The 22,074-nt window shown below is 55.8% G+C and carries 13 protein-coding genes; 5 read left to right on the top strand and 8 right to left on the bottom strand.

The window, feature by feature from the left end; translation table 11 throughout:
• The first annotated feature begins 137 nt into the window (after positions 1-137).
• Positions 138-1,427 (top strand): SulP family inorganic anion transporter, encoded by a 1,290-nt coding sequence (locus tag UR289_RS11390; RefSeq protein ID WP_320710133.1) that lies wholly within the window; start codon positions 138-140, stop codon positions 1,425-1,427.
• Here UR289_RS11390 and mgtE read toward each other — a convergent pair.
• The 6 genes from mgtE to UR289_RS11360 all read right to left on the bottom strand — a co-directional run bounded on the left by mgtE (position 1,390) and on the right by UR289_RS11360 (position 8,757).
• Positions 1,390-2,826: a magnesium transporter gene (mgtE, locus tag UR289_RS11385; RefSeq protein WP_021241530.1), complete on the bottom strand. Its 1,437-nt coding sequence runs from the start codon at positions 2,824-2,826 to the stop codon at positions 1,390-1,392. The genes UR289_RS11390 and mgtE overlap by 38 nt on opposite strands.
• Positions 2,827-2,974: 148 nt before the next feature.
• Entirely contained in the window at positions 2,975-4,618 is a 1,644-nt protein-coding gene (locus UR289_RS11380) for a multidrug ABC transporter permease/ATP-binding protein (RefSeq protein ID WP_320710131.1), read from the bottom strand.
• A gap of 69 nt (positions 4,619-4,687) precedes the next feature.
• Positions 4,688-5,344, bottom strand: a complete 657-nt coding sequence (alkB, locus tag UR289_RS11375) for a DNA oxidative demethylase AlkB (RefSeq protein ID WP_213729947.1) — start codon at positions 5,342-5,344, stop codon at positions 4,688-4,690.
• On the bottom strand, positions 5,344-6,402 hold the full coding sequence (gene ada / locus UR289_RS11370; protein WP_087823045.1) for a bifunctional DNA-binding transcriptional regulator/O6-methylguanine-DNA methyltransferase Ada: 1,059 nt from the start codon (positions 6,400-6,402) through the stop codon (positions 5,344-5,346). The genes alkB and ada overlap by 1 nt, the downstream gene beginning before the upstream one ends.
• Positions 6,403-6,474: 72 nt before the next feature.
• A complete protein-coding gene (apbE, locus tag UR289_RS11365; protein WP_033146056.1) occupies positions 6,475-7,530 on the bottom strand; it encodes an FAD:protein FMN transferase ApbE in 1,056 nt (351 codons plus the stop codon).
• 114 nt (positions 7,531-7,644) lie between these two features.
• Positions 7,645-8,757, bottom strand: a complete 1,113-nt coding sequence (locus UR289_RS11360; RefSeq protein ID WP_047060579.1) for a porin OmpC — start codon at positions 8,755-8,757, stop codon at positions 7,645-7,647.
• Positions 8,758-9,500: 743 nt separating this feature from the next.
• On the opposite strand from UR289_RS11360, the gene rcsD reads away from it, so the two are divergent.
• Together rcsD and rcsB are read left to right on the top strand one after the other, a co-directional pair.
• Positions 9,501-12,173 carry a phosphotransferase RcsD gene (gene rcsD, locus UR289_RS11355; protein ID WP_058841535.1) on the top strand — a complete coding sequence of 891 codons (2,673 nt, stop codon included), beginning with the start codon at positions 9,501-9,503 and terminating at the stop codon, positions 12,171-12,173.
• Between the two features lie 16 nt (positions 12,174-12,189).
• On the top strand, positions 12,190-12,840 hold the full coding sequence (gene rcsB / locus UR289_RS11350) for a response regulator transcription factor RcsB (protein WP_003859405.1): 651 nt from the start codon (positions 12,190-12,192) through the stop codon (positions 12,838-12,840).
• A gap of 90 nt (positions 12,841-12,930) precedes the next feature.
• On the opposite strand, the gene rcsC is transcribed toward rcsB, so the two are convergent.
• A complete protein-coding gene (gene rcsC / locus UR289_RS11345) occupies positions 12,931-15,777 on the bottom strand; it encodes a two-component system sensor histidine kinase RcsC (protein WP_039263203.1) in 2,847 nt (948 codons plus the stop codon).
• Between the two features lie 135 nt (positions 15,778-15,912).
• Positions 15,913-18,549, bottom strand: coding sequence for a DNA topoisomerase (ATP-hydrolyzing) subunit A (gene gyrA, locus UR289_RS11340; protein ID WP_039263204.1), 2,637 nt, complete (start codon positions 18,547-18,549; stop codon positions 15,913-15,915).
• A 146-nt stretch (positions 18,550-18,695) separates the two neighbouring features.
• Here gyrA and ubiG point away from each other — a divergent pair, with 146 nt between their 5' ends.
• A complete protein-coding gene (ubiG, locus tag UR289_RS11335; protein ID WP_048980024.1) occupies positions 18,696-19,424 on the top strand; it encodes a bifunctional 2-polyprenyl-6-hydroxyphenol methylase/3-demethylubiquinol 3-O-methyltransferase UbiG in 729 nt (242 codons plus the stop codon).
• Positions 19,425-19,771: 347 nt separating this feature from the next.
• Positions 19,772-22,057 (top strand): class 1a ribonucleoside-diphosphate reductase subunit alpha, encoded by a 2,286-nt coding sequence (nrdA, locus tag UR289_RS11330; protein ID WP_023312513.1) that lies wholly within the window; start codon positions 19,772-19,774, stop codon positions 22,055-22,057.
• Positions 22,058-22,074 lie beyond the last annotated feature (17 nt).

Below are 22,074 nucleotides of genomic sequence, written 5' to 3'. Positions count from 1 at the left end.
AAAAGCTGCGGGGGCACGGTAACAACTTTTAAATATTGTTTAAAGGTTACGAAATTATTGTAATTGTGAAATTTAATGATGGATTGTTTGTGAGGAATTATCGATGCGTCTGGTAAAGCGCGGTTTTACTGGATAGTATGTTGCGTTTTGCGATCGCGCGCACGGAAGCCTGCCCTAACCAGCGAACTGTTATGTCCCTACCCCATTCTGCTGTATCCCCCGAAGACCGCGTAGCCAACGTGTTGCGTTCCCCAAAGCGGCTGACGCGTGAAACGCTGGCAGGCGTGATTACCGCCCTGGCGCTGATCCCCGAGGTTATCTCATTTTCGGTGGTGGCGGGCGTTGACCCTAAGGTCAGCCTGATCGCCTCCGTGGTGCTGTGTCTTGCCCTGTCTGTACTCGGGGGCCGTCCGGCGATGGTCACGGCAGCGGCCGGGTCCGTGGCGCTGGTCATTGGCCCGATGGTGCATCAGCACGGCGTACAGTACATTCTTCCCGCCGTGCTGATGGCGGGCGTGATTCAGATTCTGTTTGGCGTGCTGGGCATGGCAAGGCTGATGCGCTTTATACCCCAGTCGGTCATGACCGGATTTGTTAACGCACTGGGCATTTTGATCTTCTTCGCTCAGGTGCCGCATTTCTGGAGCCGAAGCCCGCTGATTGTGGGCCTGTTCGTCCTGACGCTGCTGATCGTGCTGTGGGTGCCGCGCTATATCAAAAGCATCCCTTCCCCGCTGATTGCGATTGTTGTGCTTACCTTGTTCACCGTTTCAACCGGTCAAACCCTGCCGACCGTGAGCGATGAAGGCTCCATGAGCGGCGGTTTGCCGGGTCTTACCGAGCAGCTGGTCCCGCTCAATGTGCAGACGCTGAGCATTATCTGGCCGTGCGCGCTGAGCATCGCGTTTGTCGGCCTGCTGGAATCCCTGCTGACGGCAAAGCTGGTGGATGAGCTGACCGCGACACCGTCAGGTAAACGCCGCGAAAGCATTGGACTAGGCGTCGGCAATATTCTGGCCGGATTTTATGGCGGGATTGCAGGCTGCGCGATGATCGGACAAACCATCGTCAACGTGGAGATGGGGAAAGGTCGAAGCCGCATTTCAACCTTTGCGGCGGGCATTGTGCTGCTGATCCTGGTGACGGTGCTCAGCGACGTGATGGCCAACATCCCGATGGCGGTGCTGGCGGGTATTATGGCGATTGTCGCCGTCAAAACCTTCAGCTGGCACGGCCTTCAGCCAGCCACGGTGAAAACGGCCCCGATAGCAGAAACGGTCGTCATGCTGGTCACCGTTGCCGCCACGGTATCAACCGGCAATCTGGCGATTGGCGTGCTGGGCGGGATTATCGTCATGGCACTCTTCCCCGCCCGCATTAAGCGTCGGGCTACAGAAGAAAAATCGTCGCCAGCCCAAGAAAAATAAAGAAACCGCCGGTATCGGTGATGGCGGTGATCATCACGCTCGACCCCACCGCGGGGTCGCGCCCCAGTTTGGTCATCGTCAGCGGGATAATGACCCCCATCATTGATGCCACCAGCAGGTTCAGCACCATCGCCAGCATCATCACGCCGCCCAGGGCCATATCGTCGTACAGCCACCAGGTTATGCCGCCCATAATCCCGCCCCACACCAGGCCGTTGATCAGCGCCACGCCCATCTCCCTGAAGATCAGAAAGGCAAAGTTACCGGGCTGAATGTTTTCCAGCGCCAACGCGCGGACGATCATGGTGATGGTCTGGTTTCCGGTGTTGCCGCCAATTCCGGCCACAATCGGCATCAGCGAGGCCAGCGCCACCAGCTGCGAAATGGTGTGTTCAAAACCGTCGATCACGCGGGAGGCGATAAACGCGGTACACAGGTTAATGGCCAGCCACGCCCAGCGCGTTTTCACCGCCTTGCCGACGGAGGCATGGACGTCATCTTCGGCGCTGATCCCTCCGAGCGCGCGCAGGTCGTTGTCGGTTTCTTCATAGACCACATCAACGATCTCATCGATGGTCAGACGCCCCATCAGTTTGCCGACGGAATCCACGACGGCGGCACTCACCAGGTCGTCACGCTCGAAGGTACGCGCCGCTTTCTCCGCGTCGTCTTCCGGGGAGAAGACCATCGGCTCGTTTTCCATCACCTCGCTCACCTTCCGCTGGGTGCTGTTGAGCAGGATGGTTTTCAGCTCCAGCTCGCCAAGCAGGGTTTTATCCCGGGAGGTAACAAAGAGTTTATCGGTGTTGTCCGGCATTTTGCCCAGGCGACGCAGATAGCGCTGCACGGTACCGAGCGTGACGTCCGGTCGCACCGTGATAACGCCGAACTCCATGATCGCGCCGACGCTGTTTTTCTCGTAGTGCATCACCTGACGGACGCGCGCGCGTTCATCGGCAGGCAGCGACGCCAGCAGGCGACCGGTCAGGTTTCGCGGCAGATGCTGAACGAGGTAAATCTGCTCGTCGATATCCAGGGTTTGCAGAGCGTCGAGAATATCCCGGTCGCTCATCTCGTCGATCAGGTCGTCCCAGACGTTTTCGGAGGCCTCAAGCAGCACCTGCCCGCGCTCGTGATCCTGCACCAGACGCCACAGGGCGTGACGTTCTTCCGAGGGAAGCGCTTCAAGGGTATCCGCCAGATCCGGTGGGGGTAAATGAGCAACCAGCGCACCTACCTCAGCAATATCGTCGGCCAGGGTGCCGACATCATATTGCTCAGCCAGGGTGAGTTTGCCTAAAAGCGTAGAAGTGACCGCTTTATCGGTCGTGAGAAGCCAGATGAGTCGCGCGCGCTCCTGGTCACGCTGTCTGGCGCTGTTTTTCTTTAATACCGACATCAATCATAAATCCATTAAATGAGTTGGGGTTAAGCATAGCGTGGGGATATGTAAATAAGAATAAACAATGGGACGGGATGGAGAAAAAAGCGGCATCGCGGCCACGATTTATCCCCTCTCCCAGTGGGAGAGGGCCAGGGTAAGGGCATCAGGCCGTGCGCGCTACCGCGTCACGCGATGCCGCATCGCGCTCTTCACCGGTCAGCTCGCTCAGCTTGCCGTCACGCATCTCCAGCAGGCGGTCAGCATGAATGAAGTAGTGATCGTCGTGGCTGATGGCGAAAATGGTTTTGCCCATCTCCTGCATCAGCGGCAGCAGCACCTGATAAAACTCGCGGCGGAAATGCGGGTCCTGATCGGCCGCCCACTCGTCCAGCAGGATGATGTCACGCTCTTCCGCCAGCGCCAGCAGCAGCGCCACGCGCTTTTTCTGCCCTTTGGAAAGCTTCAGGTTGAGGATCTTCCCGTCCTGTAACTCCAGCTTGTGCGACATCTGCAGCTGCGCCAGCCATTTTTCCACCAGCGCAGGATTGGCCGGTTGCCCTTCCGGCCCCAGCAGCCGATCGAACAGCCAGACGTCGGTGAACACCGCCGAGAAAAGCTTGCGGTAATCCTCGGGCTTCTCCGCGCTCAGCGCCCTGCCATCCAGCAAAATCTCGCCCGACTGCGGCTGATAGAGTCCAGTCAGCAACATCGCCAGCGTAGATTTACCGCTGCCGTTGCCGCCGATGAGGAACAGCAGTTCACCGCGGCGGATCGTCAGGTTGACCGGCCCCACGGAGAAGGCGCTGTCCTGATAGCGGAACGTGACGTTACGCAGCTCCAGCGTCTGCCAGTTCGGGAAGGTCTGCGGGCGCGGGAATTCGGCTTTAAACGGCGCGAGATCGAATTTTTTGAGCTTATTAAAGGCCACCTGCGCACTCAGCAGGGTGGGTAGCGCACCAACCGCCGAGAGCAGCGGCGTGCGTAAAAACAGCAGCGTCAGCGAGTAGGTTGCCGCTACATTGGTGTCCGCCCAGCCCAGGCCGTTCGCCATCCAGAATACCAGGCCAATGGCACCCAGCATCATGATGTTTGACCAGTTCACCGCGCTCAGGTGGAAGGTGTCGGCGCGAATAATATGATGACGGTATTCGCGCGCGTCCGGGATATAGAGATGATTAAAGATATGCTCGGCGCGTTCGCGGTTCAGGGTGAGCTCTTTGCGCCCTTCCAGCACCGTCTGGTAATCGTTATAAAGCTTATCTTCGGTTTCGCGCAGCACCGCCATGTGTTTATAGACGCGCGACACCAGCATAAAGCCGCCCCAGATTGTAATGGCAATCCACAGGGCGGTCACCGCCAGCATTTTGCTGGAGAGCCAGGCGAGATAGGCAGCCGAGCCAAAGGTCAGAACGATCCCCTGCACCAGCTCCGGCAGCCGAACGAACGCGATGGTGATGGCGCGCACGTCGCTGGTCAGCCCCGCCAGCAGGGATGCGCTGCCGAGCTGCTCAACGCGCTCAACCTGGGTATCGAGGATCCGCTTGATAAACTCACTGCGCAAACGGAAAACGAAATGGTGCCCGAGCGCGGTCAGCGCCAGCTGGGAACCGAGCGTAACCGCCATCAACAGGAGCAGCAGGCCGAGAAACTCCGGCAGAACGGAGAGCGAGGTGTCGACCATTTCAATCAACCGCACGTTAATAAACGCGATCAGGCCAATACCCAGCGCGGCGCTGGCGAGGCTTAACGCCATTACTGCAATGAAGAGCCAGCGATACTGACGCCAGACGAGGAGAAGTAGTTGCATGCAGGCAATCCGGACAATAAAAATCAGCCAGCAGTGTAAACTGCCCTGCGTGTACATCAAGAATAATTCTTATTTTAGTTTACTGTACCCCGCCTGACGAAAGGTCAGGTTATAACGGTACTCGCCCGTGAGCGGGTGAACCCCGGGCTTCAGCGGCTGAATGCCGTGATAATACAGCCGCGACTCCCTGCCCCACACCACCACATCGCCATGTTCCAGCATGATGCGCTTGAGCGGGTCGTTGCGGCGTAATCCCCCAAACTGGAAGACGGCAGGCAAACCTAACGATACCGAAACGATAGGCGCGCGCAGATCGGGTTCATCCTTGTCCTGATGCAGCGAGAGCTTCGCGCCAACGGCGTAGCGGTTGATCAGGCAGGCATCCGGCCGAAAGTCAGGATACTGCGCTGCTACGGCGGCCTCGTGGCAGAGAGCCTGAAAAACCGCAGGCATCGGGGGCCACGGCTGGCCGGTAGCGGGATCGTTCGGGGCATACAGATAGCCCCGCTCGTTCGTCGCCCAGCCCAGTTCCCCGCAGTTGGCCATGGCTACCGACATGGTGTAGCCGCCCGGCGTCACCATATGGCGAAACGGCGAAACCGCCGTCACCTCGTCGATACCGGCCAGCAGCGCCGCCGCACGGGAGAGCGCAAAGCGGCGCAGGATCACCGCCCCCGGCGCAAGCGGCTCCTGCCAGGGTTCAGCATCCGCAAAAAGATCGAGCATTATCCCTCCTGGCGTTTCGCCTCACGTTTCAGTAATAGCGCTTTTCGCGCCGTCCCCCAACGGTAACCCGACAGCGCGCCGTCGTTACGAACCACGCGATGACAGGGGATCACAATCGCCAGCGTGTTTGCCGCACAGGCGCCGGCAACGGCGCGTACCGCACTGGGCTGGCCAATCGCCTGCGCCACCTGCTGGTAACTTGCCGTTTCGCCGCAGGGAATGTTGCGAAGGGCCTGCCAGACGCGCTGCTGGAAAGCGGTTCCGCGAATATCCAGCGGCAGCGCAAGCGGTACGTCGCGGTTATCAATACTGGCAATCACCTGCTGGACCCGCTGCGCGAAATCCTCTTCCAGCGGCGCATGTGCTGCTTTTGGAAATTGCGCGGCAAGCTCTTCGGCTAATTCTTCATCGCTGTCACCCAGCAGGATCGCGCAGATCCCCCGCTCGCTTTCTGCCACCAGACAGCGTCCTAACGAACAGTCGCTGATGGCATAACGCACCGCCACATCCCCTTTGCGGTACTGCTTCGCCGTCATGCCCAGCGCATCGTTGGCTTTACGATAATAGCTGCTGCTGTCGGGAAACCCCGCTGCCAGCACGGCGTCGGTAATTTTGTCTCCCTGTGCAAGCGCGGTGCGCAGGCGCTGGCCTCGCGCCGCCTGCTGCCAGGCTTTTGGCGTCATGCCGGTCACGGACTTAAACAGACGGTGGAAATGGAAAGGGCTCATGGCCACCTGCTGCGCCAGCCCTTCAAGGGTTAGCGTGGGATCCTGCTCCAGAAGACGGCAGGCGTGTTCCACTTTTGCCAGCTTCTGCTCCTGCGGATCGCGTTTGTCCGGCATGCAGCGCTTGCACGGGCGAAATCCTGCCTGTACGGCATGGTGGGCATCGGGATAAAAGCGGACGTTTTTACGCAGCGCGTGGCGGGCACGGCATGACGGGCGGCAGAAAATTCCCGTAGTCTGTACGGCGAAGACAAACCGCTCGTCAGCGCGCGGATCGCGGGCCAGCACGGCCTGCCAGCGATCCTCATCGGTAATAAAGGTCGGGTTTCTCATTATCGACTCCTCATGTAAGCATACATAGAGCGTGCCTGAGCGCCAGTGATAAAAAACCCGCAACCTTGCTTTTTAATTTTTGTCGTGCACCAGGAAACTCTTGAACTGCGGCGAGCTCCAGGTCTTGAACCCGTCGCCCTCTTTGGTGATCATATAAACCGCCAGTCCTTCCTGGCGAACCACCTCTTTGGCTTTTTCCGGGCCGAGAACCATTAATCCGGTATCCCAGGCATCCGCTTCCAGCGCGGTGGGGGCAATGACCGTCACCGAGACCAGATTATGCGTGATGGGACGGCCGGTCTGCGGATCGATAACATGCGAAATACGCTTCCCGTCAAGCTCGTAATAGTTACGGTAGCTTCCGGAAGTACTGATGCCGTGACCGTTGATATCCACTATCGCCTGCACGGCATTTTGCCGATCGGTCGGTTTTTGAATCGCTACGCGCCACGGCTTATCGCTGGCGTTCATCCCCCGGCTGACTAACGCGCCGCCCACGGAGACCAGATAGCGGGAAATGCCTTCCTGGGCCATCAGCGCAGCAAGATGATCCGCCGCATACCCTTCCCCAACCGTCGACAGATCGACAAACAGATCGGGGATATCTTTTTGCAGGTACTGTTGCCCGTACTGATTGATCACCGTCAGATGCTGCAGCCCTGTCCGGGCGCGGGCGTCATCAATGGCCGCCTGTTCAGGCGTTGTCATCGGCTGTTTGTTAGGGCCAAATCCCCAGAGGTTCACCAGAGGTCCGACGGTCACATCCATCGCCCCGTTGGTTTTGTAACCCACGCGTATGGATTCGGTCACGATATCGGCCATCGCTTCGCTCACCGGCCACAGGGAGGTACTGGTGGAGAGATTAAAGCGCATCAGCGCCGAATCATTTTTATAGGTTGAGAGCAGCTGATCGTCGGCATCCAGCTGAGACTGGATTTTGCCGCGAAGTTCATCTGTACGCGTTTTATCGAGGTTCATCACGCTGACGCGCCAGAAGGTGCCCATCGTTTTGCCTTCGAGCACCGTCGCGGCGGGTGCGTCGGTTTTCGCCACGGGTGTGGGATCGTTACACGCGGTCAGGAAAAAAAGCATAGCCAGAAAGCTGGCGCGTAAAAAAGTCATGTCCATTCATTATTATCCTCATGCCAGGGCGGCAAGAGTACACCAAAACGGGTGAGTTGTGAGAATCCGGGAAGCACAAAAAAGGGGCCATCAGGCCCCTTACGTCACACGGTGAAGCGATTAGAACTGGTAAACCAGGCCCAGCGCTACGATATCGTCAGTACCGATACCCGCCTGACGGGTGAATTCATTTTCATCAACCAGGTTGATTTTGTAATCCACGTAGGTGGACATGTTTTTGTTGAAGTAGTAAGTCGCACCAACATCAACATATTTCAGCAGATCCTGATCGCCGTAACCTTCGATGTCTTTCCCTTTAGACTGCAGGTAAGCCACGGATGGACGCAGGCCGAAGTCGAACTGGTACTGAGCAACCACTTCGAAGTTCTGCGCTTTGTTAGCGAAGCCGTAAGCGGTAGTCGGGCTGCTGCCGTTAGAGGTACCGAAACGGGTTGCGTTGTAGGTCTGGGAGTACTGCGCTGCCAGATAGATGTTGTTGGCATCGTATTTCAGGCCGCCAGAATAGACTTCTGCGTTATCGCCATGACCGTAAACGCTTGCGCCGTTCTGATCGGCGGTACGTTTGGAGGAGGACATTGCGCCGCCCACGCTGAAACCTTCGCCCAGGTTATAGGTCACGGATGCACCGTAGCCGTCGCCGTTCTGTTTCAGCAGGCTACGGCCACCTACGTTTTCACCGCTTACGCTGCCGTTTTTACCCTGATACTGCAGGGCAAAGTTCAGACCATCCACCAGACCGAAGAAGTCCTGGTTACGGTAGGTCGCTACGCCGTTAGCACGGGACTGCAGGAAGTTGTCTGCGCCGTAGGTATCGCCGCCAAATTCTGGCAGAACGTCAGTCCAGGAGGTTACGTCGTAGATTACGCCGTAGTTACGACCGTAATCGAAAGAACCCGCGTCACCGAATTTCAGACCCGCGAACGCCACACGCGTCCAGGCATCGTTTTCGCTTTCGGAGGTGTTGCCCTGGATCTGGTATTCCCACTGGCCGTAACCGGTCAGCTGATCGTTAACCTGAGTTTCGCCTTTGAAGCCAAGACGCATGTAGGTCTGGTCGCCGTCGGCACCCTTGTCGTCAGAGAAATAGTGCAGACCATCGACTTTGCCGTACAGATCTAATTTGTTGCCATCTTTGTTATAAATTTCGGCCGCATTTGCTGCGCCTGCCACCAGGAGTGCTGGTACCAGGAGGGACAGTACTTTAACTTTCATTTTATTAACCCTCTGTTATATGCCTTATAATTGCCACTGCTTACTGGTTAACCCTCATTAACCAGTCGGCAATTTCATTCTCCTCAAAATTACAGAATAATCCAATGCGAATATGATACGAAAACTTTGAAGATGTTTCATTCATCTATCAACATGTTTCAAAATGTAAATATCAAGGAACTTTTACAAAGCACAAATAGCTTAGAAAATTAGCATTTATAATCAAACGAAAAAATCACCCCATAAATATCAGTAAGTTGCAATAAAATGCGTTACAGCACTGAATGACAAAACAAGATCGCAGCTAATCTCTAAAATAACTCTCGCTATCATCATTAACTTTATTTATTACCGTCATTCAGTTTTGAATGTCTGTTTATCCCTAATTGAACCGGATGCTTCGCATTCGGTTTTTTTTTACCTTTCTTTACGTAACTTCTCTTTTTTTGTGCTACCGCACCGTAATTGTAACGACTATTAACTAAATTCTCGTCGGGTATTCTCCGAAGTCCATAAATTGGTGCAAAACTTAATTTCTTGTTAATTCGTGCTATTTATTGACGGCGTGGGTCGATTATTTGTACGCGCATGGCGAGTTTGTACATGTTTTCTGCACTCCCCGCCGCCGATATTGTCCGGAGAAAAAGTCGCCTCTTCCCGGACAGTCGCGCTGGAAATTCAGTTATTACCCTTTATACTGCCCTATCGCCACAGAGCACGACCATAACGGGTTAAAGATATCAATGAGTCAGACTGAAACTACCGCCCCGAGCAAATTCTCCCTCCTCCCAGGGAGCATCACCCGTTTCTTTCTTCTTTTGATCGTTGTGCTGTTAGTCACCATGGGGGTGATGGTACAAAGCGCGGTTAACGCCTGGCTGAAGGATAAGAGCTATCAGGTCGTGGATATCACCCACGCCGTGCACAAGCGCATAGACACCTGGCGCTACGCCACCTGGCAGATTTACGACAATATCGCGGCTGCCCCGACCTCCTCATCCGGGGATGGACTTCAGGAAACGCGGCTTAAGCAGGATGTCTATTATCTCGAAAAACCGCAGCGTAAGACCGAGGCCCTTATCTTTGGCTCTCACGACAGCGCGACGCTTGAGATGACGCAGCGTATTTCGACCTATCTGGATACCCTCTGGGGTGCCGAAACGGTACCGTGGTCGATGTATTATCTGAACGGTCAGGATAACAGCATGATCCTGATCTCAACGCTGCCGTTAAAAGATCTCTCGTCCGGCTTTAAAGAGACAACCGTGGGCAGCATCGTCGATTCCCGCCGGGCAGAGATGCTGCAGCAGGCGAACGCCCTTGATGAACGTGAGAGTTTCTCTTCCCTGCGTCGTCTGGCCTGGCAAAACGGCCATTATTTTACCCTGCGCACCACGTTCAACCAGCCCGGACATCTGGCGACGGTAGTGGCCTTCGATTTACCGATTAATGATTTAATCCCGCCGGACATGCCGCTCGACAGCTTCCGCCTGGAGCCAGACAGCAGCACCCAGAACATGCGTGCGGCGTCTGACAAAGAGGCCGCAGAGAGCGTATCGATCTCCTTTAACGGCTCGAAAATCGAAATTGCCTCATCGCTGAACTCGACCGGTATGCGCCTGGTGTGGCAGGTACCGTTTGGCACGCTGTTGCTCGACACCCTGCAAAATATCCTGCTGCCTCTGCTGCTGAATATCGGTCTGCTGGCGCTGGCCCTGTTTGGCTACAGCACCTTCCGTTTCCAGACGGGTCGTCAGAGCGACGCCTCTGCGGTTCCGGCCGGCACCAGCAACGAGCTGCGCGTATTGCGTGCACTGAATGAAGAGATTGTTTCCGTGCTGCCGCTTGGGGTCCTGGTTCACGACCAGGAAGCGAATCGTACGGTGATGAGCAATAAAATTGCCGACCATCTGCTGCCGCACCTTAACCTGCAGAACATCACCACCATGGCGGATCAACACCAGGGGGTGATTCAGGCAACCATCAACAATGAACTGTACGAGATCCGTCAGTTCCGCAGCCAGGTGGCTCCCCGCACGCAAATCTTCATTATTCGCGACCAGGATCGCGAAGTGCTGGTCAATAAGAAGCTCAAGCAGGCGCAAAGGCTGTATGAGAAAAACCAGCAGGGGCGCGCCGCATTTATGCAGAACATTGGCGATGCCTTCAAGCAGCCGTTAAAAACGCTGGCGACCCAGGCGGCGGCGTTAAACACCTCTGAAAGCCACCAGCTTGCCTGCCAGGCCGATTCGCTGGTCAGAATGGTTGATGAGATCCAGCTGGCGAACATGCTGGAGAATGATTTCTGGAAGGGAACGCCAGCCCTCTTCTCCATTCAGGATCTGATCGATGAAGTGGTGCCTGAAGTACTGCCCGTCATCAAGCGCAAAGGGCTGCAGCTGCTGATCAATAACAATCTCCCTGCGAATGACGAACGCCACGGCGATCGCGAAGCGCTGCGCCGCATTCTGCTGATGATTATTCAGTACGCCGTGACCACCACGCAGATCGGCAAAATCACCCTTGAAGTCAGCACCGAGGAGTCGGCAGAGGACCGTCTGACGTTCCGCATCCTGGACACCGGGGAAGGCGTCACAACGAGTGAAATTGATAATCTGCACTTCCCGTTCCTGAATGACACGCAGAGCGATCGCTACGGCAAGGCCAATGCCCTGACCTTCTGGCTGTGCGATCAGCTGGCGCGTAAGCTCGGCGGCCACCTGAATATCAAAGCCCGTGAATCCCTCGGCACCCGCTATTCTCTGCACGTGAAAATGGCGGCCAATCCGCAGGAAGAAGATGAGGAACGTCTGCTGGATGATGTCGTGGTGATGGTCGACGTGACCTCGAACGAGATCCGCAATATTGTCGTTCGTCAGTTAGAAAACTGGGGAGCGGCCTGCATCACGCCGGATGAAAGACTTGCAAGTCAAGAATTTGATCTGTTTTTAACTGATAATCCGTCTAATCTTACTGCCTCCGGCTTGCTTTTAAGCGATGATGAGTCAGGCGTGCGGAAAATCGGCCCTGGCCAGCTGCGTGTCAACTTTAATATAAGCAATGCGATGCAGGAAGCTGTACTACAACTAATAGAAGAGCAGCTGGCGCAGGAAGAGATAACGGAGTCACCGTTAGGCGGCAATGAAAATGCCGAGCTTCACGCCAGCGGATACTATTCACTCTTTGTTGATACAGTACCAGATGATGTTAAGCGGTTGTATACTGAGTCCGCTGCGAATGATTTTGCAGCCCTGGCACAGACAGCACACCGGCTTAAAGGGGTGTTTGCCATGCTTAATCTGGTTCCCGGCAAGCAGTTATGTGAAACGCTGGAACATCTAATTCGTGAGAAAGATGCCTCTGGCATTGAAAAATACATCAGCGACATTGACGCCTACGTCAAAAGCTTGCTGTAGCAAGGTAGCCTTATACATGAACAATATGAACGTAATTATTGCCGATGACCATCCGATTGTACTGTTCGGTATTCGCAAATCACTTGAACAGATCGAGTGGGTGAATGTAGTCGGTGAATTTGAAGACTCTACAGCACTGATCAATAACCTCCCAAAGCTTGATGCGCACGTGCTCATTACCGATCTCTCCATGCCTGGGGACAAATACGGTGATGGGATCACGCTCATCAAATACATTAAGCGTCACTTCCCGGATATCTCGATCATTGTTCTGACCATGAACAACAACCCGGCGATCCTGAGCGCGGTGTTGGATCTGGACATCGAAGGGATTGTGCTGAAACAGGGCGCCCCGACCGATCTGCCAAAAGCGCTCGCTGCGCTGCAGAAAGGCAAGAAGTTCACGCCTGAGAGCGTCTCTCGTCTGCTGGAAAAAATCAGCGCGGGTGGCTACGGTGACAAACGCCTGTCCCCGAAAGAGAGTGAAGTTCTGCGCCTGTTCGCAGAAGGTTTCCTGGTAACCGAGATTGCCAAGAAGCTGAACCGCAGCATTAAAACCATCAGCAGCCAGAAGAAATCAGCGATGATGAAGCTGGGCGTGGACAACGATATTGCTCTGCTGAACTATCTCTCCTCCGTTACGCTGAGCGCAACGGACAAGGATTGATCCCGGACGGGTGTGTGGCCTGATGCCCTCACCCCGTCCCTCTCCCACGGGGAGGGGGTGAAAAAACGAAAAGGCCCTTGCGGGCCTTTTTTATATTCTGGTTTTTCTCACGCGATCCGCGTAAATCGACAACGTCTGCTTCAGCACGTCCAGCGTCACCGGTTTCGACAGACAGCTGTCCATGCCTGACTCCAGACAACGCTGTTTCTCTTCCGCCAGCGCGTTCGCCGTTACGCCCACTACCGGCAGCGTCAGGCCAAGCTGTCGGATGCGCTGCGTCAGACGGTAGCCGTCCATGTTTGGCATGTTGACGTCGCTAAGCACGATATCAATATGATTTTTACTCAGCACATTCAGCGCATCCACGCCGTCATTGGCGGTTTTGCACTGGTAGCCCAGCGATCCAAGCTGGTCAGCCAGCAGGCGACGGTTAATCGGATGGTCATCCACCACCAGAATCATCATATCGTCATTCACCGACGCCAGAGACTCCGGTGACGGCAATCCGCCCGCGCCGTCGCGCTCTTCCAGCTCCACTTTGTAGATACGCGCCAGCAGGCTCAACAGCTCGTGCGGCGTTGCAACACTGTGTACCCATTCCCCGGGCGCCCGCTCGACAGGAATGCCGATGTGGCGACGGCAGAAGAGCACCGACCCTCTCCCCTGCCACGGCTGCTCCGGCATCTCGTCGGCGATCAGCACATCGTCCACATCCGGTGTTTGACCTTCATAGAGACACACCCTGACTCCACTGTGGGCAAGCAGCGCCGTCAGGTAGTCATTCAGCGAGGCGTTATGCACCGCCAGCCAGCAGCGCTTGTCGCTCAGCCCGTCCACCGTCGCTTTTGCCGGATACTGCGCCGAATAGAGCGGAATACGGATGGTGAACTGGCTGCCCATGCCGGGCTCGGTATCCACAGAGATATCGCCGTCCATCATGCTGACGAGCTTCTCACAAATCGCCAGCCCCAGTCCGGTGCCCTGGAAGTTACGCTGCACGCCGGTCCCGACCTGGAAGAACGGGTCGAACAGGCGGACCACTTCCTTCGCCGGGATGCCGACGCCCGTGTCGCGCACGCGAATGCTCAGGTAATCCCCCGCCCGGCAGACGTGCAACACGATACAGCCAACGTCGGTGAATTTGATGGCGTTGCTGAGCAGGTTAGAAATGACCTGCTGCAGGCGCATCGGATCGCCGTGCAGCGTCAGCGGCACGTCAGGTTCAATAAAGCAGTAGAGCCCCAGCTGTTTACGCACCACCAGCGGCAGATAGTTGGCGCTGATGTGGTTCATCACCTCGCGCGGCGAGAACTCCCGCGGTTCGATTTTCAGCTGCTCAGACTCAATTTTAGAGAAGTCGAGAATATCGCTGATGATTTTCAGCAGCAGGCTGGAGGAGTTGTTCATTGCCGTCACCAGCCTGTCGACCCCTTTCGGCAGCTCTTTGGTCTGCAGCAGGTCGAGGTTACCGATGATCCCGTACAGCGGCGTTCGCAGCTCGTGGCTGACGGTGGCAAGGAACATGGATTTCGACTGGCTGGCCTGCTCCGCGGCCTGCGCCATCTCCTGCAACGACTCTTCCATCTTCACGCGCGCGGAGACATCCACCAGCACGCAAATCGCCACGTTTTCATTGCGATAGCGGGAATGCACAAAGCTGATCTGCAGGTTGGTGTGCGTGCTGGTGAGCACGTCGACAAAGTTAACCTGCTGACCGCAGATAATTTGCGTCAGCCTCTGTCGATCTTCGTGCGTCAGCATGTTCAGGTAGTTATGCGCCAGCTCGTTACTCAGGATGTTGGTTCCGTCCTGGGTACGCAGAATGCAGATCCCCACCGGCGCCGACGCGACAATCTTCCGGTTAAACTGCTCGTGTTCCTCCAGCCGCTGGGCGTCGCTTTCGGCCGGAATAAAGATTTTCCGCTCATACATGCGCGCCAGGGTAAACAGCGCCCCGCCCGCGATCAGGTTCAGCAGAATCGCATTCATGATGAGAATACGTATCCGCTCAAGCACCATATCTACCGGCAGCGAATAGACAATACTCAGCGACGAAGGCGGCAGGCTCTTCTTCAGCACCAGCTCGCGGAAGCCAGAGGTATAGCCAAACCACGACCGCTCCTGCATCCAGTGAGGTTCAACGTTTAACCGGTTATCCGGCCCGGCGAGTGAGATCAGCTGATGACCGTTTTCATCCAGAATGGTCACCCCCATAGGCAGGCTGCCCGGAGTGAAAAAGTTTTCCATACGAATGGTCTGCTCAATCCCCAACAGCGCCTGCAGGCGATTGCCCAGATACACCGGCGTCAGGGCGTAGAAATAGCCCACGCCCGGTCGCGGGCCCTGGCTAACCCAGAAGATGTTATTCCCGCGCTCGTCCTGCGGCGCATTGCGGTATTTCACAATACGTTCATGCAGGCTTTTCAGCGCATCGTCACGCTCAACGGGCACGTCGCGCAGGCCAAAGTCAGCCATGCAGAGATTTTCACTACCAATCAGGAATACGCGGTTCAGGTCATAGGCGGCGGAGAAATTGTCGCGCCAGTAGCGCATAAACCAGGCAAGGGATTCCAGCGACCCGCGCCAGGTATTGCTCATGGTGGAGCAATCGGAATCCGGGAACAGCGGCTGGAAGTCCGGGACTTCGGTTTTGTCGTTACGCCCGCGAAGCGCAAGAATGCCGTTTTCCGCCGTCAGACGATTTTCGGCAATATACTTCAGCTCCTTCATCACGTCAGACGTTCGCTGAATGTAGCGCTGGGCCTGGTCGGAGCTTAAGTTAAACTCCTGGCGGATCTCCGCTTCTTTCTGGTGTAGCGCGTTAACGATGTAAAACACCGAGAACAAGGCCACCAGCAGCCAAAGCAAGAGCGCCAGCGCCCGAAACAGATAGCGAGAAACTTTCAGCGTAGTACGAAAGGAGACGAGGTATTTCAAGGGGGCGAGGCTCCGCCGTCGGGGTCAAAAGAATGTGGTTAAGGTAGCGGTAAACGCTCCAGGTCGCAACGTTGACTTATCTGCTTGTGCAAAAGAAAAGGGCCGGAATCCGGCCCTTTTTTGCATCAGGAGACATTACTCGTCAGCGTCATCCGCTACGTCATCGTCGGTGTCGGCTTCCGGCGCGATATCATCATCGCCTTCCGCAACGCTACCGTCGATGGAATCGAGCTCTTCGTCATCCACCGGCTCAGCAACGCGCTGCAGACCCACCACGTTTTCATCTTCCGCTGTACGGATGAGGATCACGCCCTGGGTGTTACGCCCCACCACGCTGATCTCAGAGACGCGGGTACGCACCAGCGTACCGGCATCGGTGATCATCATGATCTGGTCGGCATCGTCTACCTGCACCGCGCCCACAACGGAACCGTTGCGCTCGGTCACTTTGATAGAGATAACGCCCTGCGTGCCGCGAGACTTGGTTGGGTATTCCCCTTCCGCCGTACGTTTACCGTAACCATTCTGCGTCACGGTCAGGATAGCCCCTTCACCGCGCGGAATAATCAGAGAAACAACGCTGTCTTCGCCAGCCAGTTTGATACCACGAACGCCCGTAGCGGTACGACCCATTGCACGAACGGCGTTCTCTTTAAAGCGCACCACTTTACCGGCCGCAGAGAACAGCATCACTTCATCAGAACCGGAGGTCAGATCCACACCGATCAGCTCGTCGCCTTCGTTCAGGTTCACCGCGATGATCCCGGCGGAACGTGGGCGGCTGAACTCGGTCAGCGCGGTTTTCTTCACGGTACCGCTGGCGGTCGCCATAAAGACGTTCACGCCCTCTTCGTACTCGCGTACCGGCAGGATGGCGGTGATACGTTCGTTCGCTTCCAGCGGCAGCAGGTTAACGATTGGACGGCCACGCGCGCCACGGCTCGCTTCCGGCAGCTGATAGACTTTCATCCAGTACAGACGACCGCGGCTGGAGAAGCAGAGGATCGTGTCATGGGTGTTCGCCACCAGCAGGCGGTCAATAAAGTCTTCTTCTTTAATGCGTGCCGCAGATTTACCTTTACCGCCACGACGCTGTGCTTCGTAGTCGGTCAGCGGCTGATACTTCACATAGCCCTGGTGAGACAGGGTGACCACCACGTCTTCGCGGTTGATCAGATCTTCAATGTTGATATCAGAGCTGTTCGCGGTGATTTCGGTGCGGCGCGCATCGCCGAACTGATCGCGGACCAGCTCCAGCTCTTCACGGATCACTTCCATCAGACGCTCTGCGCTGCCCAGAATGTGCAGCAGCTCAGCAATCTGTTCCAGCAGCTCTTTGTATTCGTCGAGCAGTTTTTCGTGCTCAAGGCCGGTCAGTTTCTGCAGACGCAGATCCAGAATCGCCTGAGCCTGCTGTTCAGTCAGGTAATACTGACCGTCACGCACGCCGAATTCAGGTTCCAGCCACTCAGGACGCGCTGCGTCATCGCCCGCACGTTCCAGCATCGCGGCGACGTTACCCAGATCCCACGGACGGGAAATCAGGGCGGCTTTCGCCTCCGCCGGGGTTGGCGCACGACGGATCAGTTCGATGATCGGGTCGATGTTGGCCAGCGCAACCGCCAGCGCTTCAAGAATGTGCGCACGGTCGCGCGCTTTGCGCAGTTCGAAGATGGTACGACGGGTCACCACTTCACGGCGGTGACGCACGAACGCGCTCAGGATCTCTTTCAGGTTCATGATCTTCGGCTGACCATGGTGCAGCGCAACCATGTTGATACCGAAGGAAACCTGAAGCTGAGTCTGGGAGTACAGGTTGTTCAGCACAACCTCACCCACCGCGTCGCGTTTGATTTCAATCACGATGCGCATACCGTCTTTGTCAGACTCGTCACGCAGCGCGCTGATGCCTTCAACGCGTTTTTCTTTTACCAGCTCGGCGATTTTTTCAATCAGACGCGCTTTGTTCACCTGATACGGGATCTCGTGAACAATGATGGTTTCACGGCCGGTTTTAGCGTCCGCTTCCACTTCGGCGCGGGCACGGATGTAAATCTTGCCGCGGCCGGTGCGGTACGCTTCTTCAATACCGCGACGACCGTTGATAATCGCCGCCGTTGGGAAGTCCGGACCCGGGATGTGTTCCATCAGCCCTTCAATGCTGATGTCTTCATCGTCGATATAGGCCAGGCAGCCGTTGATCACTTCGGTGATATTGTGCGGCGGAATGTTGGTTGCCATACCGACCGCGATACCGGAGGAACCGTTAACCAGCAGGTTCGGGATCTTGGTTGGCATCACATCAGGGATGCGCTCGGTGCCGTCGTAGTTATCGACGAAATCAACGGTCTCTTTTTCCAGGTCGGCCATCAGCTCATGAGCGATTTTCGACATACGGATTTCCGTATAACGCATCGCCGCAGCGGAGTCGCCGTCGACTGAACCAAAGTTACCCTGACCATCTACCAGCATGTAACGCAAGGAGAATGGCTGCGCCATACGAACGATGGTGTCATACACGGCGGTATCACCATGCGGGTGATATTTACCGATGACGTCACCGACGACGCGGGCAGATTTTTTATAGGCTTTATTCCAGTCATTGCCCAATACGTTCATGGCGTATAGTACGCGACGGTGTACCGGCTTAAGGCCATCGCGGACGTCCGGCAGCGCACGGCCAACAATGACCGACATCGCATAGTCCAGATAGGAGCTCTTCAGCTCTTCCTCGATGTTAACCGGTGTAATTTCTCTCGCAAGGTCGCTCATCTAACCGCTATCCCTCTACTGTATCCCGGATTCAAAGGTCGCAAATTATAACACAGCCGAGGTGATTGAGGTAAACCTATACGCTTTATTCACGGGGATTGCCTGATATACTCCTTTGTCTTGCTAAATAAGGAGTAAAAGCGCCCATGAATGCCGAAAAATCCCCGGTGGTTCACAACGTTGACCACGAAGAGATTGCCAAATTTGAAGCGGTGGCGTCCCGCTGGTGGGATCTCGAAGGTGAGTTCAAACCGCTGCATCGCATTAACCCGCTGCGTCTGGGCTATATCGCGGAGCGTTCCGGCGGTCTGTTCGGTAAGAAAGTGCTCGACGTCGGCTGCGGCGGCGGCATCCTGGCTGAGAGCATGGCGCGCGAAGGGGCGAATGTTACGGGCCTGGATATGGGCTTTGAACCGCTCCAGGTGGCCCGCCTTCACGCGCTGGAGTCCGGCATACAAGTGGAATACGTGCAGGAAACCGTGGAAGAGCACGCGGCAAAACACGCCCATCAGTACGATGTGGTGACCTGCATGGAGATGCTGGAGCACGTTCCCGATCCGCAGTCGGTGGTGCACGCCTGTGCAAAACTGGTGAAACCGGGCGGCCAGGTCTTCTTCTCAACCATCAACCGTAACGGTAAAGCCTGGCTGATGGCCGTTGTCGGCGCGGAGTATGTGCTGCGCATGGTGCCGAAAGGGACGCACGACGTGAAGAAATTCATCAAGCCTGCGGAACTGTTAGGCTGGGTTGACCAGACGTGGCTCAAAGAGCAGCACATCACCGGCCTGCACTACAATCCGCTGACCGATAAATTCAAGCTCGCACCGGGCGTAGATGTTAACTATATGTTGCATACCACCGCCAAAAACGACTAACGTCATTCGTTATTCTTATAAAGATTGCGCGACATCATGTTGCGCAATTCTGACCTCCCGTTGAAGAAATCAGCACTCGATCAAATTTTGAATTTTTTTTCTTAATTATTGACATGTCTTCCAGGCCTTACGGTACGAGGACTTAGCCTTTTTTACCCTTTCACAACCTCAATTTAACGCCAAAATCAACCCTTGTGCTGAAAAGATTCGATACTAGAATACTCACCATATAGCGTTTTTCTTATCGCAAACCCCCTACATGTAGTATTTATCCACAGAGTTAGTCACAAGACGGATCTGTGGATAAACGGGGGATATTTTTTATTTCACGGACAGGTAAAACCCACATGAATCAGAGTCTGCTGGTGACAAAGCGCGACGGTACTACCGAGCGTATCAATCTGGACAAAATCCATCGAGTTCTCGACTGGGCAGCAGAAGGACTGAACAACGTATCTATCTCCCAGGTTGAACTGCGTTCCCACATTCAGTTCTACGACGGCATCAAAACGTCTGATATCCACGAAACAATCATTAAAGCAGCGGCAGACCTCATTTCCCGCGAAGCACCGGATTATCAGTACCTCGCTGCACGTCTGGCGATTTTCCACCTGCGTAAAAAAGCCTACGGTCAGTTTGAGCCGCCGAAGCTTTACGATCACGTCGTGAAAATGGTTGAACTGGGCAAATACGACACGCATCTGCTGGAAGACTATACGGAAGAAGAGTTCGAGCAGATGAACGGGTTTATCGATCACTGGCGCGACATGAACTTCTCCTACGCGGCGGTGAAGCAGCTCGAAGGCAAATACCTGGTTCAGAACCGTGTAACCGGTGAGATCTACGAAAGCGCCCAGTTCCTCTATATTCTGGTGGCCGCCTGCCTGTTCTCTAACTACCCGCGTGACACCCGTCTGGAATACGTGAAGCGTTTCTACGATGCGGTATCCACGTTCAAGATTTCTCTGCCGACGCCAATCATGTCTGGCGTGCGTACCCCAACCCGTCAGTTCAGCTCCTGCGTACTGATCGAGTGTGGTGACAGCCTGGATTCCATCAACGCCACCTCCAGCGCCATCGTGAAATACGTCTCCCAGCGTGCCGGTATCGGTATCAACGCCGGTCGCATCCGTGCGCTGGGCAGCCCGATTCGCGGCGGTGAAGCGTTCCACACCGGCTGTATCCCGTTCTATAAACACTTCCAGACGGCAGTAAAATCCTGCTCTCAGGGCGGCGTGCGCGGCGGTGCTGCGACCCTGTTCTACCCAATGTGGCACCTGGAAGTGGAAAGCCTGCTGGTTCTGAAAAACAACCGCGGCGTGGAAGGCAACCGCGTGCGCCATATGGACTACGGCGTGCAGATCAACAAGCTGATGTACACCCGTCTGCTGAAAGGCGAAGACATCACCCTGTTCAGCCCGTCCGACGTTCCGGGCCTGTATGACGCGTTCTTTGCCGATCAGGACGAGTTCGAGCGTCTGTACACCAAATACGAAAAAGACGACAGCATCCGCAAGCAGCGCGTGAAGGCGGTAGACCTGTTCTCCCTGATGATGCAGGAACGTGCCTCTACCGGCCGTATCTACATCCAGAACGTGGACCACTGCAACACCCACAGCCCGTTTGATCCAGTAGTTGCGCCAGTGCGCCAGTCTAACCTGTGCCTGGAGATCGCCCTGCCGACCAAACCGCTGGAAGACGTGAACGACGAAAACGGCGAAATCGCGCTGTGTACGCTTTCCGCGTTCAACCTGGGCGCAATTAAGAGCCTGGACGAGCTGGAAGAGCTGGCAGTGCTGGCGGTTCGCGCGCTCGACGCCCTGCTGGACTACCAGGATTACCCAATCCCGGCCGCTAAACGCGGTGCAATGGGCCGCCGTACCCTGGGTATCGGCGTGATCAACTTCGCCTACTGGCTGGCGAAAAACGGCAAGCGTTACTCCGACGGCAGCGCTAACAACCTGACGCACCAGACGTTCGAAGCGATTCAGTACTACCTGATGAAAGCCTCTAACGAGCTGGCGAAAGAGCAAGGCGCGTGCCCGTGGTTCAACGAAACCACCTACGCGAAAGGCATTCTGCCAATCGACACCTACAAGAAAGACCTGGATGCGATCGTCAGCGAGCCGCTGCACCTCGACTGGGAAGGCCTGCGCGAGTCCATCAAGACCCACGGCCTGCGTAACTCCACGCTCTCTGCCCTGATGCCGTCCGAGACCTCTTCGCAGATCTCTAACGCCACCAACGGTATTGAACCGCCGCGCGGCCACGTCAGCATCAAAGCGTCGAAAGACGGCGTGCTGCGTCAGGTGGTACCGGATTACGAAACGCTGGGTAATAACTACGAGCTGCTGTGGGAAATGCCGAACAACGACGGCTACCTGCAGCTGGTGGGTATCATGCAGAAGTTTATCGACCAGTCGATCTCTGCCAATACCAACTATGACCCGACGCGCTTCCCGTCCGGCAAGGTACCGATGCAGCAGCTGCTGAAAGACCTGCTCACCGCCTACAAATTTGGCGTGAAAACGCTGTACTATCACAACACCCGTGACGGTGCGGAAGACGCGCAGGACGACATGGTACCGTCAATTCAGGACGATGGCTGCGAAAGCGGCGCATGTAAGATCTAATGAAGGGCGGGGATATC

This window comes from Enterobacter sp. 302C9, assembly GCF_034106085.1.
Lineage (GTDB): Bacteria > Pseudomonadota > Gammaproteobacteria > Enterobacterales > Enterobacteriaceae > Enterobacter > Enterobacter asburiae_B.
This window is presented reverse-complemented; position numbering and strand designations above follow the sequence as displayed.